The organism is Massilia sp. NP310 (assembly GCF_019443485.1).
Classification (GTDB): domain Bacteria; phylum Pseudomonadota; class Gammaproteobacteria; order Burkholderiales; family Burkholderiaceae_D; genus Telluria; species Telluria timonae.
Genome location: NZ_CP080379.1, coordinates 49,642 through 64,253, shown reverse-complemented (window position 1 = coordinate 64,253; position 14,612 = coordinate 49,642). Strand labels below are relative to the sequence as shown.

General features: G+C 64.9%; 14 protein-coding genes and 1 pseudogene. 9 read left to right on the top strand and 6 right to left on the bottom strand.

All coding sequences use genetic code 11. The features are described 5' to 3' along the window. Positions 1 to 124: 124 nt before the first annotated feature. Entirely contained in the window at positions 125 to 817 is a 693-nt protein-coding gene (locus KY496_RS00325) for a UPF0149 family protein (protein ID WP_219863345.1), read from the top strand. Positions 818 to 905: 88 nt separating this feature from the next. Here the strand turns inward: KY496_RS00325 and KY496_RS00320 are convergent, their stop codons facing one another. Next, positions 906 to 2,000, bottom strand: coding sequence for an HPP family protein (locus KY496_RS00320; RefSeq protein ID WP_229520383.1), 1,095 nt, complete (start codon positions 1,998 to 2,000; stop codon positions 906 to 908). Positions 2,001 to 2,271: 271 nt separating this feature from the next. Between KY496_RS00320 and KY496_RS00315 the strand changes: the two genes are divergently transcribed. Next, the gene (locus KY496_RS00315; protein WP_219863341.1) at positions 2,272 to 2,691 is read left to right on the top strand and encodes an Imm63 family immunity protein; all 420 of its coding nucleotides are present in this window, start codon (positions 2,272 to 2,274) and stop codon (positions 2,689 to 2,691) included. Positions 2,692 to 2,863: 172 nt separating this feature from the next. On the opposite strand, the gene KY496_RS00310 is transcribed toward KY496_RS00315, so the two are convergent. The 3 genes from KY496_RS00310 to orn form a co-directional block, all read right to left on the bottom strand. Then, entirely contained in the window at positions 2,864 to 3,934 is a 1,071-nt protein-coding gene (locus KY496_RS00310) for a glycoside hydrolase family 43 protein (RefSeq protein WP_219863340.1), read from the bottom strand. A gap of 61 nt (positions 3,935 to 3,995) precedes the next feature. Then, complete coding sequence (locus KY496_RS00305; RefSeq protein WP_229520382.1) at positions 3,996 to 6,518, bottom strand: ATP-binding protein; 2,523 nt, start codon at positions 6,516 to 6,518, stop codon at positions 3,996 to 3,998. Between the two features lie 62 nt (positions 6,519 to 6,580). Continuing rightward, entirely contained in the window at positions 6,581 to 7,165 is a 585-nt protein-coding gene (gene orn, locus KY496_RS00300) for an oligoribonuclease (RefSeq protein WP_005669391.1), read from the bottom strand. Positions 7,166 to 7,223: 58 nt separating this feature from the next. On the opposite strand from orn, the gene KY496_RS00295 reads away from it, so the two are divergent. From KY496_RS00295 to KY496_RS00265, 7 genes are all read left to right on the top strand, one after another. After that, complete coding sequence (locus KY496_RS00295) at positions 7,224 to 8,486, top strand: M48 family metallopeptidase (protein ID WP_005669390.1); 1,263 nt, start codon at positions 7,224 to 7,226, stop codon at positions 8,484 to 8,486. After that, entirely contained in the window at positions 8,483 to 8,815 is a 333-nt protein-coding gene (locus tag KY496_RS00290; RefSeq protein ID WP_184234345.1) for a 4a-hydroxytetrahydrobiopterin dehydratase, read from the top strand. The genes KY496_RS00295 and KY496_RS00290 overlap by 4 nt, the downstream gene beginning before the upstream one ends. Then, positions 8,812 to 9,726 (top strand): ribosome small subunit-dependent GTPase A, encoded by a 915-nt coding sequence (gene rsgA, locus KY496_RS00285; protein ID WP_005669385.1) that lies wholly within the window; start codon positions 8,812 to 8,814, stop codon positions 9,724 to 9,726. Before KY496_RS00290 ends, rsgA begins: the two co-directional genes overlap by 4 nt. An 85-nt stretch (positions 9,727 to 9,811) precedes the next feature. Beyond that, positions 9,812 to 10,738, top strand: coding sequence for an ornithine carbamoyltransferase (argF, locus tag KY496_RS00280; protein WP_184234348.1), 927 nt, complete (start codon positions 9,812 to 9,814; stop codon positions 10,736 to 10,738). A gap of 112 nt (positions 10,739 to 10,850) precedes the next feature. Beyond that, positions 10,851 to 12,083, top strand: coding sequence for an argininosuccinate synthase (locus KY496_RS00275; protein ID WP_005669383.1), 1,233 nt, complete (start codon positions 10,851 to 10,853; stop codon positions 12,081 to 12,083). Between the two features lie 111 nt (positions 12,084 to 12,194). After that, a complete protein-coding gene (locus KY496_RS00270) occupies positions 12,195 to 12,518 on the top strand; it encodes a YkgJ family cysteine cluster protein (protein ID WP_219863338.1) in 324 nt (107 codons plus the stop codon). Positions 12,519 to 12,727: 209 nt separating this feature from the next. Next, entirely contained in the window at positions 12,728 to 13,021 is a 294-nt protein-coding gene (locus KY496_RS00265; protein WP_219863336.1) for a GIY-YIG nuclease family protein, read from the top strand. 6 nt (positions 13,022 to 13,027) lie between these two features. Here the strand turns inward: KY496_RS00265 and blaOXA are convergent, their stop codons facing one another. Then, a complete protein-coding gene (gene blaOXA / locus KY496_RS27400; RefSeq protein WP_370660070.1) occupies positions 13,028 to 13,765 on the bottom strand; it encodes a class D beta-lactamase in 738 nt (245 codons plus the stop codon). An 18-nt stretch (positions 13,766 to 13,783) separates the two neighbouring features. Further along, positions 13,784 to 14,572: pseudogene (gene bla, locus KY496_RS27395) on the bottom strand (subclass B3 metallo-beta-lactamase); the annotation flags it as partial. Positions 14,573 to 14,612 lie beyond the last annotated feature (40 nt).

The following is a 14,612-nucleotide window of genomic DNA, read 5'->3' as shown; positions in this document are numbered from 1 at the left end:
GCGGCGCCATCTCCCCGCCGTTTGCCATACCTGATCGAGGTTTTTGCTGCCGCCTGGCGGCGCAGGCGTTACACTGGCGCCTTTACGCAAAACCGGCGCCCGGGCGCCGTCACCAGACACTCCCATGCATCTCGAACAGCCCCTCTCCGAAAAAGAATTCGACGAACTCGACCAGTTCCTCTTGTCCGACCGTTGCTCCGACGACGCGATGACGATGGACACCCTGCACGGCTACCTGACCGCGATCGCGATCGGTCCGGAAACCATCATGCCGGCCGAATGGCTGCCGCTGGTCTGGGGCCAGGACGAGGCGGCCGCCCCGAAATGGAAGAACAAGCGCGAAGAAGAAAAGATCATCAACCTGATCATGCGCTTCATGAACGAAGTGCTGATCACCTTCGAAGTCTCGCCGAAGGAGTTCGAGCCGCTGTTCGTCGAACATGAATTCGAAGGCAAGACCCTGATCGATCCGGAAGCCTGGTGCTGGGGCTTCTGGGAAGGCGTCGAACTGTGCGCCGACTCCTGGGAACCGATCTGGACCTCCGACGTGGCCGAACTCATTCGCCCGATCTACCTGCTCGGCGCCGACGAGATCGAAGAGGAGGAACTGGCCCTGGTCGACAACCCGCACAAGATCCACGCCCTGGCGCTGGAGATCGAAGCGAATGTGCCGGCCCTGTACCGTTACTGGCTGCCACTGCGCAAGGCCGCGGTCGAGACCGTGGTGCGCGAGGAGCCGAAGGTCGGCCGCAACGACGATTGCCCTTGCGGCAGCGGCAAGAAGTACAAGAAGTGCTGCGGGGCGGAATCGGCCTGATTCACCCGTAGGGTCGGCGGTCAGGCCGCCGACGCGGTGATCGTTGGCAGCGAGATCATCGCAGACGAAATCGGCGCCGAAACAAGCATCAATCGTCGCGCCGGCGCCGCAACCGCCACCCCTCCGTCGCCAACGTCACCCCATGCAGGGCGTCGAGCACTTCGACCGGCCCTGCCATCCCCACCAGCATGCCCGCCGCATCGACCACCGGCACCCGCGCCAGGCCATGGCGGCCCGCCAGCGCGGCCACGGCGCTCGCCGGCTGCGCCGCCTGCACCGCGATCCCGGTCATCATCAGCTCGGCCACCCGCTCGGCTTGCCTGCGGCCGCGCAGCACGATCAGCGCCCGCGCCTTGATGTTCCACGCTTCGGCCTCGGCCGCCGCCCGCAGCAGGGATTTCAGCGTCAGCACGCCAAGCAGCCGCCCTTCCCCATCCACCACCGGCAGCGAAGGCAAGCCATGTTCGAGCAGGATGGCGCGCGCCGTCGCCAGCGGCATATCGGGTGCGAGCCGCGCCAGCGGCGGCACCACGACGTCGCCAGCGTGCAGGTGACGCACGCGCCGCTCGGCCGCATGGTGCTCGGCATCGTTGACGATGACGGCCAGGTCTTCGCGCGAGACGTCGACCGCTTCGCCAAAATGCTCCAGCGCGGCGTCGATGTCCTCGGCCGCCACGGCGGTCGGCGCCGGAACAGGTTTGTGCGCGTGATGGGCGCCCGTCACCCGGTTGTACAGCAGCGCCGCCAGCACCAGCAGCACGGTATTCAGGCCCACCGGCGCCAGCGCGAACGACAGGCCGGCTTCATGCACCGCCGGCCCGCCCAGCACCGCCGTCATCGCCACCGCCCCGCCCGGCGGATGCAGGCAACGCAGCAGGAACATCATGGCGATCGACAATCCGCCGGCCAGTGGCGCGGCGAACATCGGATCGGGCAGCAGCTGGGCGCAGGCGGCGCCGACCAGAGCCGAGACCACATTGCCGCCGATGACGGGCCAGGGCTGGGCCAGGGGGCTGGCGGGGACGCAGAACAGCAATACGGCGGAGGCTGCCATGGGGGCAACGAGCCAGGCGACGTGGGCGCCGGGGGCGGTCCAGGCCAGCACGACCTGGCTCAGGATGCCGGACAGAGCCAGGCCGAACAGTGCGCCGAACGCGGCCCGCGCCTGGCCGATCGGTGGCAAGGCGACCGGGTGCGGTCGCCGGAGGATGGATAGAAGAAAAGATGGCATTGCACCAAGGTTGAGCGCAGAGAGCGTCATTACAGCACATTTGCACGAAATGAGTGCGAAATCACCCAAAAATAGTGCAGGCGATCAAGTGCTGTGCGCATAGCTTCAAGTCCAAATTGCTCCGCAAGCAACAACCGCATACACTACCTTCCAGAATGGCTGCTATCGGCCACACGCAGGCGTCCCACGATCATCGAAATAGACCTGTTAACTGGAACTTACGATGGAGAAGCTGTCGCTATCCGGACTTGCCGCCGAGTTTAGCTCAATGGCTGAGCACCTGGATGTAGAGCCGTACTACAAGACATTCCACACTTCCCCGCAGCAGGATGGCGCGCCCCATGTTGAGTTGATCTCGGGGAAGTTTGAATTCGTGGTAACTGAGCGTGGATCAGAACTCGAAAGAATTTCAGGGCTTGATAATGATGAGGTCCTGTACCTCCTTTTTAAGGGAGTCACCTCTGTCATGGCCACCTCGTACGAGCTACGCAATCGAAAGCCATCTGGCGATGGCAGGGTCGTCTGGTTCCCATATCAAGAGAAATTAATGGCAGGGTTGAAACCATCTTGGGGAGTAAGGCTAAAAATGGAACACGAACGAATCCTGCAAAAGTACCCATTGCGTGGTGAAATTGGTCCCTGATCGGATAGCAAAAAGCCTGCTGTACCTCATATGAAGAACGTCTGAAATGGGTCGGAACCCGTCATACAAAGCGTCCAACGCCAGCATGCTCCTGGCAAACTGACGCCATTGCACGGCTGCTTCTTCATGTCGAGTCGAACCGTCGAGCGGTCTTACCAACCGCTCGACACCTTCATCCGCCGGGACGAATCTGCCGCGACGCCACGCCCTCCGTGGTCATCGCAACCGGCTTGATCGTGCCATCCGCATTGAAGTACAAGTGCTCGATGGCCATCTCACGATGATGCCCATCCTTGTCATTCAACGGCCGCCGGTGATACACAATAACCCAGTCGTCGGTGCCAGGAATATTGGCCACCGAGTGATGCCCCGCCCCATTGGCGATGGTCGTATCCTGCTGCAGGATGGTCCCAATGCGCTTGAACGGCCCTAACGGCGACTTGCTCATGGCATACGCAACGCGATAATCCGGCCCCGTCCACCCTCCTTCCGACCACATGAAGTAATACACGCCATTGCGCTTGGCCATGAACGAGCCTTCCACATAGGCCGGGTCGGGCGTGATTTCCTTGTAGGTGGTCCCGTCCGGGAACGGCACGATGCTCAGCAGGTCCGGCGCCAGCTTGACGACGTTGGCGTGCTTCCAGCCGCCGTAATACATATACACCTGGCCGTCGTCGTCCTTGAACACCATCTGGTCGATCGGCTGGGCGCCGTTGTGGATCTTGTCGATCAGCGGACGGCCGAGCGCATCCTTGAACGGCCCTTCGGGACGGTCGCTGACCGCCACGCCAATGCCGCCCAACTGGCCGTTGGCCTTGATGTCGTTGGCGCCGAAGAACAGGTAGTACTTGCCGTTGTGCTCAATCGCGGACGGCGCCCACACCGCATACGCCGCCCACGCGACGTTCTCGACGTCGAGCACGTGGGTGTGCTTCGTCCAGTTGACCAGGTCGGTCGATGAGAAGGCGTCGAGGAAGGTCTGCTTCAGGTAGGGTTCCCAGATCAGGTCGGACTTGGCGCGCATGCGCTCCTGTTCGGGGGTGAAGGCGCGCGAGGTGCGCGGCGTGCCGTCGTGGTCCGAATAGGTGGGATAGATCCAGTACTTGTTGCCGTAGATGCGGATTTCGGGGTCGGCGTACCAGCCGGGGACGATCGGGTTGGCGGCATGAGCGGACAGGCTGATGGCGCCGAGGACTGCAAGTGCCAGCGTTCTTGCGATGAAGCGTGGTTTTCTCTGCATCGGGTCTCCTCCGTGAAAACGGGTTTATTTTTGTGGCTGCTCCATGAACTTGGGCACCCGCCTACGCGGGTGCGACGGTTTGCTGGTCCGGGTCCTGGGTGACTCCTGCCCCTGCTTCCGCCTCCCCTGCACCGCCGCGTACACCATCGAGCACGCGCAACAACACGTCGACATTGACCGGCTTGACCAGATGATGCGCGAAGCCCGCGGCCAGCGCGGCATCGCGATCCTGCTGCTGGCCATAGCCGGTGACGGCGATCAGGACCGCGCCGCCCGTCGCCGGATCGGCCTTCAGCCGCCGCGCCAGTTCGCGCCCATCCATCTCCGGCAGGCCGATGTCGAGCAGGCAGACGTCGGGCCGCATGCCGCGCGCGCGCTCGAGCGCCGGCAGCGAGGCGTGCTCGATCGCCACCTCATGCCCCTGGGCCGACAGCAACAGGCCCAGCGTCTCGGCGGCGTCGTGGTTGTCGTCCACCACCAGGATGCGCAAGGGCGCGGCGCCGGCCGGACCGGCGGCGCCCGGCGCGGGAACCGGCGTTTCTTCTTCCTGCAGCAGCGGCAGGCTGATCACGAAGGTGCTGCCCTTGCCCAGGCCCGGGCTGGAACAGCCCACCGTGCCGCCGTGCAGCTCGACCAGGTGCTTGACCAGGGCCAGGCCCAGTCCGAGCCCGCCCTGCGAGCGGTCGGACGAGCGCTCGGCCTGGGTGAACAGGTCGAACACGCGGCCGGTGAGTTCGCGGTCCATGCCGATGCCCTCGTCGCGCACGCTCAGCACCAGGCGCGTGCCGAGCACCTCGGCGCGCAGGTCGATGCCGCGCCCCGGGGGCGTGTACTTGGCGGCGTTGCCCAGCACATTGGCCACCACCTGCACCAGGCGCGCCTTGTCGCCGCGCACCGCGGCGTGTTCGGACGGCAGGCGCACGCTGAGCTGCTGCGAGCGCGCGTCGATCGTCGGCCGCACCTGCTCCACCGCCTCTTCGACGACGGCGCGCGCCGCCACCCGCGCCTGGCCCAGGGTGATCAGGCCGCGCGTGACGCGCGAGACGTCGAGCAGGTCGTCCACCAGGCGCGTCATGTGGCGCACCTGGCGTCCGATAATGGTGCTGCTCTGGTGCACCCGGCGCTCGTCCATATTGCCCAGCCGGAGCAGCTCGGCGGCGGCGCTGATCGGCGCCAGCGGGTTGCGCAGCTCGTGCGCCAGCATGGCCAGGAATTCGTCCTTGCGGCGGTCGGCGTCCATCAGTTTTTCTTCGGCCAGCTTGCGGTCGGTGATGTCGCGGAAGAAGCTGGCGATGCCGCCGTCCTGGGTCGGATAGGCGCGGATGTCGGTCCAGATGCGGCGCCCGTCGGGGAACACGTGGCACTGCTCGGCGGCGCCGGCGCGGCGCGTGTCCATCACGCGGTGGTACATGCGGCCGGCCTCGCTGTCGGCCATGGCGGTGAACACTTCCCAGTGGTTGCGGCCGATGACTTCCTCGCGCGTGACGGCGCAGATGCGCAGGCCCTCGGCGTTCATGCGCTGCATGATCCAGTTGCGGTCGAACAGGGCGAAGCCTTCGGAGATATTGTCGAAGATGTCGCGGCTGCGGTCGCGCTCTTCGCGCAGCAGCGCCTGGGCGCGCGCGGTCTCGGCCGCGGCCCAGGTGCGCTCGGCCACGTCGCGCGCGAGCTGGACGTCGTGGCCGGTCCAGGAGCGCGGCGTCGGCGCATCGACGCCCAGGCAGGCGATCAGGCGGCCGGATTTTACCAGCGGCACCACCAGCAAGGCGCCGATGCGCTCGTCGCGCCAGGCGGCGCGCAGGTCTTGCGTGCGCGGGTCGTTGGCGGCATCGTGGATCTGCACCACGGCGCCGCTGCGCAGCTCGTCCACCACCGCCGGACTGAAGTCGTGCAGCGGCGAGCGCAAGGCCGCCGGCGCGGCGCCATCCTGGGACCACAGGCGCGGCACCTCCAGGCGGCCGCTGAGCGGATCGATCTCGGCGTACAGCACGCGCGCGGCGCCGAGCTCCACGCCCAGCAAGGCGCTGGCGGTGGCGATCACCTCGCCCGGATCCTCGATCGGGCCGAGCGCATCGGACACCCTGAGCTGGAAGGCGGCGCGCCGCTCGGCCAGCACGCGGCCGGTGGTTTCCATGCAGGTGCAGAGCAGGCCGCCGACGTGGCCGGCCGCATCGACCAGCGGGGCATACGAGAACGTGAACCAGGCACGCTCGGGATAACCGTTGCGCAGCAGGCTCAGCTCGAGGTCTTCGAAGAACACCGTCTCGCCCGCCACCGTGCGCTCGACCAGCGGCCGCAGCTCGGGCCAGGCTTCGGGCCACACCTCGGCGAACGGCAGGCCGGGCGCGCACGGATAGCGCTCTCCCAGGATGGGGATGTAGGCGTCGTTGAACAGGAAAGCGAACTGCGGCCCCCACGCGATGAACATCGGGAAGGACGAATGCAGCATCATGTCCACTGCCGTGCGCAGCGACGGTGGCCAGCCCTCGGGAGGGCCGAGGCTGGAAGTGTGCCAGTCGTGGCCGCGCATGCGCGCCGCCACCTGGCTGTCACTCGAAAAAGCGGTATGCGGGAGCGGAACCATACCGCCGATTGTCGCATACCTTCTTGTCAATACAATGCAGTTTTTTTGCTGCTTTTGCCGAGTTATTTCTGGATGAAATGCTCGCGGTAGTAGCGCAGTTCTTCGATCGACTCGGTGATGTCGGCCAGGGCCGTGTGCTTCTGGTGCTTCTTGAAGCCGGTGGCAACCTCGGGCTTCCAGCGGCGGCACAGTTCCTTCAGGGTCGACACGTCCAGGTTACGGTAGTGGAAGAAGGCTTCGAGCTTCGGCATGCCGCGCGCCATGAAGCGGCGATCCTGGCAGATCGAGTTGCCGCACATCGGCGATTTGTTCGACGGCACATACTGCTTGAGGAAGGCGATCAGTTCCTGCTCGGCCTGGGCTTCGCTGACGGTCGAGGCCTTCACGCGGTCGATCAGGCCCGACTTGCCGTGGGTGCCCTTGTTCCAGTTGTCCATCTTGTCCAGCGTCTCGTCCGACTGGTGGATGGCGAACACCGGGCCTTCGGCGATGATGTTCAGCTCGGGGTCGGTGACGATCACCGCCACTTCGATGATGCGGTCGTTGTCCGGGTCCAGGCCGGTCATTTCCATGTCCACCCAGACCAGGTTGAACTCGTTTTGACGCGGCACTGCGGCGGACTCGGTGGTTGGTGTAGCTTGTGACATAATTCTCTCTTTGCCTAGTCGTGTTTTACCTAATCCTGCATTTTCTCACAGGCACAGAATGTCTTCATTCGGGTTTTCAGTTTTGTTCGTCGTTTTCTTCGTGCTGACCATGGTGCTGCGCACCTGGCTGGCCGCGCGCCATATCCGGCACATCGCGCGCCATCGCGCCAGCGTGCCGGCCGAGTTTGCACCAAAGGTGCCGCTGGCGGCGCACCAGAAAGCGGCCGACTATACCGTCGCCAAGACCCGCCTCGGCCTGGTGGGCATGCTGTGGGGCGGCGCGGTCCTGATCGGCTTCACCTTGCTGGGCGGCCTGCAGCTGCTGTCGCTGGCCCTGTTGCCCCTCACCGGGCCTGGACTGTGGCACCAGCTGGCGCTGGTGGTGGCCTTCGGCGTCATCTCCAGCCTGCTCGACCTGCCGCTGGACTGGTACCGCCAGTTCGTGCTGGAACAGCGCTTCGGCTTCAACAAGATGACGCCCGGCCTGTGGTTCACCGACCTCATCAAGAGCTCGATCGTCGGCGCCGTCATCGGCCTGCCGCTGCTGTGGGTGGTGCTCACTCTGATGGACAAGTCGGGCGACCTGTGGTGGTTCTATACCTGGCTGGTGTGGAGCGGGTTCCAGCTGCTCATGATTGCGATCTACCCGAGCGTGATCGCGCCGATGTTCAACAAGTTCACCCCGCTCGAAGACGCCAGCCTCAAGCAGCGCATCGAGAGCCTGATGGCGCGCGTCGGCTTCGCGTCGCGCGGCCTGTTCGTGATGGACGGCAGCAAGCGCAGCGCCCACGGCAACGCCTATTTCTCGGGCTTCGGGCGCGCCAAGCGCATCGTGTTCTTCGACACCCTGCTGTCGCGTCTCGAGCCGCAAGAGATCGAGGCCGTGCTGGCGCACGAACTGGGCCACTTCAAGCTGCGCCACATCGTCAAGCGCGTCGCCGTGATGTTCGCCATGTCGCTGGCCTTCCTGGCCCTGCTCGGCTACCTGAAGGGCCAGGCCTGGTTCTATACGGGCCTGGGCGTGCTGCCCTTCATGAACGCCTCCAACGACGGCATGGCCCTGGTGCTTTTCGTTTTAGTTCTGCCGGTGTTCACCTTCCCGCTGGCGCCGCTGTCCTCGATCACCTCGCGCAAGCACGAGTTCGAAGCCGACGCCTTCGCGGCCCGGCATACCGATGGCCGCCACCTGGTGTCGGCCCTGGTCAAGATGTACGAGGACAACGCCTCCACCCTCACCCCGGACCCGCTGCACTCGGCCTTCTACGATTCGCATCCGCCGGCCTCGGTGCGCGTGAAACACCTGACGCTGGCGGGCGCATGAAGCTGGAGCATCGCGACTGCATCCGCAACGCCAGGGCGCTCGATCCGTGGGCGATCGACGCCTTGCTGAACGACGTGCCCGGCTGGACCGCGATCGACGGCATCCTGTTGCGCGAATTCCGCTTGCCGGACTACCGCGCCACCATCGCCCTCGTGAACGCGGTGGCGCAGGTCGCCGAAACCCAGGACCACCATCCGGAGCTGACGGTCGGCCATGCGACCTGCAGGGTGAGCTGGACCACCCACTCCGCCGGCGGCGCCCTGACCGAAAACGATTTTATCTGCGCCGCGAAAGTGAATGCGCTTTATCTTGAAATGACCAGCGCATGAGCGACTTAGTTACCCCCCTGACTGGCACCATCATCGCGGCCCACGGCCGTCACTACCTGGCCGACGTGGACGGCGAAAAGCTGCAATGCGTCACGCGCGGCAAGAAGACCAACGTCGCCGTGGGCGACGTGGTGCACCTGAAGCGCACCTCCGCCGACCAGGCGGTGATCGAAAAGATCGCCGAGCGCACCACCCTGCTCTACCGCTCCGACCAATACAAATCGAAGCTGCTGGCGGCGAACATCTCGCGCCTGTTCATCGTCGTCGCCACCGAGCCCGGTTTCACCGACGACCTGGTCTCGCGCGCGCTGGTCGCCTGCGAGGCGGCCGGCATCGAGGCCCACCTCATCCTGAACAAGCTTGATGTCGCAGACCTGCTGCCGCGCGCGCGCGAACGCGTTGCGCCGTATGCCGCGCTGGGCTATCCGGTGCACGAGGTATCGGCCACCGGGCAGCCCGAACAGACCGTGGCGACCCTGGCGCCGCTGCTCGAAGGCCACTCGTCGATCTTCATCGGCCAGTCCGGCATGGGCAAGTCGTCGATGATCAACCTCTTGGTGCCGGACGCCGACATTGCGGTGCGCGAAATCTCGGCCGCGCTCGACACCGGCAAGCACACCACCACCTTCACCCGCCTGTACCGGCTGCCCGGCGCGGATGGGAAGACGTCCACGATCATCGATTCGCCCGGCTTCCAGGAATTCGGCCTGTACCACCTGACCGAAGGCATGCTGGAACGCGCCTTCGTCGAGTTCAAGCCCTATCTGGGCGGCTGCAAGTACTATAACTGCCGCCACCTGGCCGAACCGCAGTGCGCCGTGCTGGATGCGGTCGCAGACGGCAAGATCGCGCGCATGCGCCACGAGCTGTATGCGCAGCTGTTGCACGAATCGGCGCAGACCCTGTATTGAAGACCAGGTACTGAAGACTATACTTTCCCTAACGGAAAGAAAAACCCCTTATAATTCAAGGGATAACATTCGAGTAGACCCCACTATGCCAGGCACCACTCCGATCAAGCACTTCCTGCAGTTCTCCGACTTCACGCGCGACGAGTTCGAATACGTCATCAAGCGCGCGGCGATCATCAAGCGCAAGTTCAAGGCCTACGAGGTCTATCATCCGCTGGTCGACCGCACCCTGGTGATGGTGTTCGAAAAGAGCTCGACCCGCACCCGCCTCTCGTTCGAGGCCGGCATGCACCAGCTGGGCGGCGCCGCCATCTACCTGAACACCCGCGACAGCCAGCTGGGCCGCGGCGAGCCGGTCGAAGACGCCGGCCAGGTGATGAGCCGCATGTGCGACATCATCATGGTGCGCACCTTCGGCCAGGACATCATCGAACGCTTCGCCGCCAACTCGCGGGTCCCGGTCATCAATGGCCTCACCAACGAACACCACCCCTGCCAGGTGCTGGCCGACGTGTTCACCTTCTGGGAACACCGCGGCTCGATCGCCGGCAAGACCGTGGCCTGGATCGGCGACGCCAACAATATGCTGTACTCGTGGCTGCAGGCGGCCGAGGTATTCGGTTTCCACCTGAACGTCTCGACGCCGAAGGGTTACGAGCTGGATCCGAGCCTGGTGTCGACCAAGCGTTACACCCTGTTCGACAACCCTTCCGACGCCTGCGAAGGCGCGCATCTGGTGACGACCGACGTCTGGACCAGCATGGGTTACGAGAAGGAAAACGCAGAACGACTGAAGGCGTTCGACGGCTTCATCGTCGACGAGGCCAAGATGGCGCGCGCGACCGACGACGCCCTGTTCATGCACTGCCTGCCCGCGCACCGCGGCGAGGAAGTCTCGGCCGGCGTCATCGACGGCCCGCACTCGGTGGTCTGGGACGAAGCCGAGAACCGCCTGCACGTGCAAAAAGCCCTGATCGAGTACCTGCTGCTCGGTCGTATCGAAGATAATTGATTTTTTCACCCACTGAAGCTTGATCGTTGGCCGTTCATCGCCCTCCCGGGCGGTGAACCTGTGCGCCAGCTGACCATCTCTCCTCTACCATCCCTCCATCACTGGAACTCCCATGAGCGACATCAAGAAAGTAGTCCTTGCCTATTCCGGCGGTCTCGACACCTCCGTCATCCTGAAATGGCTGCAGGACAATTACAACTGCGAAATCGTCACCTTTACCGCCGATCTCGGCCAAGGTGAGGAACTGGAACCGGCGCGCGCCAAGGCGCTCAAGTTCGGCATCAAGCCAGAAAACATCTACATCGACGATGTGCGCGAGGAGTTCGTGCGCGACTTCGTGTTCCCGATGTTCCGCGCCAACACCGTGTACGAAGGCGAATACCTGCTGGGCACCTCGATCGCGCGTCCGCTGATCGCCAAGCGCCTGATCGAGATCGCCAACGAGACCGGCGCCGACGCCGTCTCGCACGGCGCGACCGGCAAGGGCAACGACCAGGTGCGCTTCGAGCTGGGCGCCTATGCGCTGAAACCCGACGTCAAGATCATCGCCCCATGGCGCGAATGGGACCTGCTGTCGCGCGAAAAACTGCTGAAGTACGCGGAAGACGCCGGCATCGCGGTCGACATGAAGCACAAGAACGGCGGCGCGCCGTACTCGATGGACGCCAACCTGCTGCACATCTCGTTCGAAGGCCGCCACCTGGAAAACCCGAGCGCCGAAGCCGAGGAATCGATGTGGCGCTGGACGGTGTCGCCCGAGCAGGCGCCGGACGAAGCCGAGTACCTGGACATCGAATACGAAAAGGGCGACATCGTCGGCCTGAACGGCAAGCGCCTGTCGCCGGCCGCCGTCCTGACCGAGCTGAACCGCCTGGGCGGCAAGCACGGCATCGGCCGCCTCGACCTGGTCGAAAACCGCTACGTCGGCATGAAGTCGCGCGGCTGCTACGAAACCCCGGGCGGCACCATCATGCTGCGCGCGCACCGCGCAATCGAATCGATCACGCTGGACCGCGAAGTGGCGCACCTGAAGGACGACCTGATGCCGCGCTACGCTTCGCTGATCTATAACGGCTACTGGTGGGCGCCGGAGCGCGTCGCGCTGCAGACCCTGATCGACCACACCCAGCAGACCGTCAACGGCTGGGTGCGCATCAAGCTGTACAAGGGCAATGTGATCGTCGTGTCGCGCGATTCGAAGACCGACTCGCTGTTCGACATGAACATCGCCACCTTCGACGAAGACGGCGGCGCCTACAACCAGGCGGATGCGGGCGGGTTCATCAAGCTGAACGCGCTGCGCATGCGCATCGCGGCCAAGGCGCGCGCGAAACGCGGCCAATAAAGGTCGACCGAACCGGCTTCACAGCCGGCTTCGCAGCCGGTTTCAAACGGATCGGGAAGCCGCCTTCGGGCGGCTTTTTTTCGTCCCGCGTCCGCGCTAGAATTGGCCACCATGAGCGCCGACGACGTCCTTCCCTGCCTGAGCTGCGGAGCATGTTGCAAGAGCTACCGCGTATCCTTCTACTGGGCCGAAGCCCTCGACCTCGGCCTGCCCGACGCCATGACCGAACAGGTCACGCCGCATATCGCGTGCATGAAAGGCACGAATGCGGCGCGCCCGTGCTGCGTCGCACTGGGGACCGGCGATGCCGGGCCGATGGCCTGCGGGGTGTATGCGCAGCGGCAGTCCGCGTGCCGGGAGGTGCAGATCGGGGATGGCAAGTGCAATGGGGCGCGGGAGCGGCATGGGTTGGGGATGATCGGGCGCGTGGCGTGATGGCTTGGGTGGTCGTTGGCGGGAGGTGGTGGTGTGCGGGCTGACTTGGGTTCCCGCCTTCGCGGGAACGACGTTGGTGCTGATCGCAATGCATCAACAGCACGACTTCGGCAACGTCCCCAAACACGTCGTTCCCGCGAAGGCGGGAACCCAAGCTCATTTGACCCACCACAAACGCACACCAAGGCCAGACACCCAAACTGGCCGGCATGGACAAATCCTCCTACGTCTATATCCTGGCCAGCCGCCCTTACGGCACTCTCTACATCGGCGTCACCTCCGACTTGATCAAGCGCGTCTGGCAACACAAGGAAGCTGTCGTCCCGAGCTTCACCAGCAAACACGGCGTCAAACGCCTCGTCTGGTACGAAACCCACACCGACATCACCCAAGCGATCCTTCGCGAAAAACAGCTCAAGCGCTGGAACCGGGCCTGGAAGATCAATCTGATCCAGTCCACCAACCCAACATGGCACGACATGTACGCCGCGATATGTGTGTAAGAAGATCTATAACAACCCCAACGACTGCAAAGCCGCCTTCCCGAGCGGCGCCCGCTTGGCGCCAACCGTATCGTCGGTGATGTCGACGTTCAGCGCGAACGCATACACCTTGCCGTCCTTCTCGACCCAGCCCACCCACCAGCCGATCTGGTTCTTGCGGTCGTCCGGCATGTACCATCCGGTCTTGGCGTACAGATTGGCGTGATCGTCCTGGCGCACGATCTCGCGCACCGCCGCCATCGCGGCTTTCGGGAACGGCAGCTTGCCCTGCGCCAGCCGGCCCAGAAAGCGGGTCTGTTCGAGCGCGCTGATCTTCAACGGCCCATCCAGCCAGAAGGCATCGATGACGGACCCGGCATCCATATTGCCGTAATCGAGCCGACGCAGGCCTTCGCGCATGCGCGGCATGCCGATGCGGCGCGCCAGCTCCTTGTACACCGGGACGTTCGATATCCTGATCGCCTCGCGCAGCGGCATGTCCCTGGCCCATTGCGGCAGATAGGTCGGCCCGCCGCCGTACGGCAGCACTTCGTCGACGCTGGAGACGGCGCCGGTGGCCAGGCCGATCAGCGAATTGGGAATCTTGTAGGTCGACGCCGGGACGTAGCGGATGGCGGCGCGCTGGCGGTCGTGGCCCACGTATTCGCCAGTGGCGACGTCGTGCACGACGAAGGTGCCGGTTACGCCCGCCTGGTCGAACATCTCGGCGATCTTCGCATCGTCACGCCAGACGATGGCCGGCATCCCGGCTTCCTCTGCCAGCGTCTTTTGCAGCCGCGCTCGGCCCTTGTCGGCATAGGCGCGGCAGGCGCCCTTGTCGACGAAGGCCGCGTTGCCCAGCAGGGCGCGCTGCGCGTGGCGCTGCCACAAGCCGCTGCCTTCCGGGTGGCTTGACACCAGCACGTCGCACGGCAGCGCCGCGACCTTCGCGATCGAGCGCTCGATGTCGCCGCGCGCGTTCGGGTAGGCCGGGTCGCCGCTGTAGCGGAACGCCCCGGCGCCGATGGCATTCAGGCTGTCGGCGTACACCATGTTCACCCGCTTGCCGCCATCGCCCGAGGTCCAGGTCCAGGTCGAGCCGCCCTGGGTGTGGCCGGGCGTCGCATGCAGGGTGACGGCCAGCGGGCCGACCTTGACCGTCTCGCCGTCGCGCACGATGCCGACCCTGGCCACCGGCGCCATCTCCGGCAGATCGGCATATTGCGGATCGCCGCGACTGGCCTTGCCGGTGCGCAGGACCGGCGCCGCGGCGGGCGTGGCCCTGACCTCGGCGCCGGACAGTCGCTGCAGCTCGGCGATCCCGCCGGCGTGGTCGACGTGCTCGTGCGAATTGAGGATGATGCGGATGTCCTCGACCTTGAGTCCGAGCTTGCGGACATTGGCCGCGATCTGGCTTGCCGCCTCCGGGCTGGCGCCGTCGATCAGGATATGGCCCGCGTTCGACGTGATCAGGACCGAACTCAGGCTGCGTGTGCCGACGTAATAGCTGTCGCCGGACAGGGCGAACGGTTCCTGCGGCGTGTTCCAGTCGCTGGCGGATGCGAAGGGCATGCACGTGACGAGTCCAGCCGCGGCCAATGCCAGGCTTGTG

Bases quoted from the DNA above. Each gene is read 5' to 3' on its own strand.
- KY496_RS00325 (WP_219863345.1), top strand. From the start codon at position 125: ATGCATCTCGAACAGCCCCTCTCCGAAAAAGAATTCGACGAACTCGAC.
- KY496_RS00315 (WP_219863341.1), top strand. From the start codon at position 2,272: ATGGAGAAGCTGTCGCTATCCGGACTTGCCGCCGAGTTTAGCTCAATG.
- KY496_RS00310 (WP_219863340.1), bottom strand. From the start codon at position 3,934: ATGCAGAGAAAACCACGCTTCATCGCAAGAACGCTGGCACTTGCAGTC.
- KY496_RS00305 (WP_229520382.1), bottom strand. From the start codon at position 6,518: ATGGTTCCGCTCCCGCATACCGCTTTTTCGAGTGACAGCCAGGTGGCG.
- orn (WP_005669391.1), bottom strand. From the start codon at position 7,165: ATGTCACAAGCTACACCAACCACCGAGTCCGCCGCAGTGCCGCGTCAA.
- KY496_RS00295 (WP_005669390.1), top strand. From the start codon at position 7,224: ATGTCTTCATTCGGGTTTTCAGTTTTGTTCGTCGTTTTCTTCGTGCTG.
- KY496_RS00290 (WP_184234345.1), top strand. From the start codon at position 8,483: ATGAAGCTGGAGCATCGCGACTGCATCCGCAACGCCAGGGCGCTCGAT.
- rsgA (WP_005669385.1), top strand. From the start codon at position 8,812: ATGAGCGACTTAGTTACCCCCCTGACTGGCACCATCATCGCGGCCCAC.
- argF (WP_184234348.1), top strand. From the start codon at position 9,812: ATGCCAGGCACCACTCCGATCAAGCACTTCCTGCAGTTCTCCGACTTC.
- KY496_RS00275 (WP_005669383.1), top strand. From the start codon at position 10,851: ATGAGCGACATCAAGAAAGTAGTCCTTGCCTATTCCGGCGGTCTCGAC.
- KY496_RS00270 (WP_219863338.1), top strand. From the start codon at position 12,195: ATGAGCGCCGACGACGTCCTTCCCTGCCTGAGCTGCGGAGCATGTTGC.
- KY496_RS00265 (WP_219863336.1), top strand. From the start codon at position 12,728: ATGGACAAATCCTCCTACGTCTATATCCTGGCCAGCCGCCCTTACGGC.
- blaOXA (WP_370660070.1), bottom strand. From the start codon at position 13,765: ATGCCGGCCATCGTCTGGCGTGACGATGCGAAGATCGCCGAGATGTTC.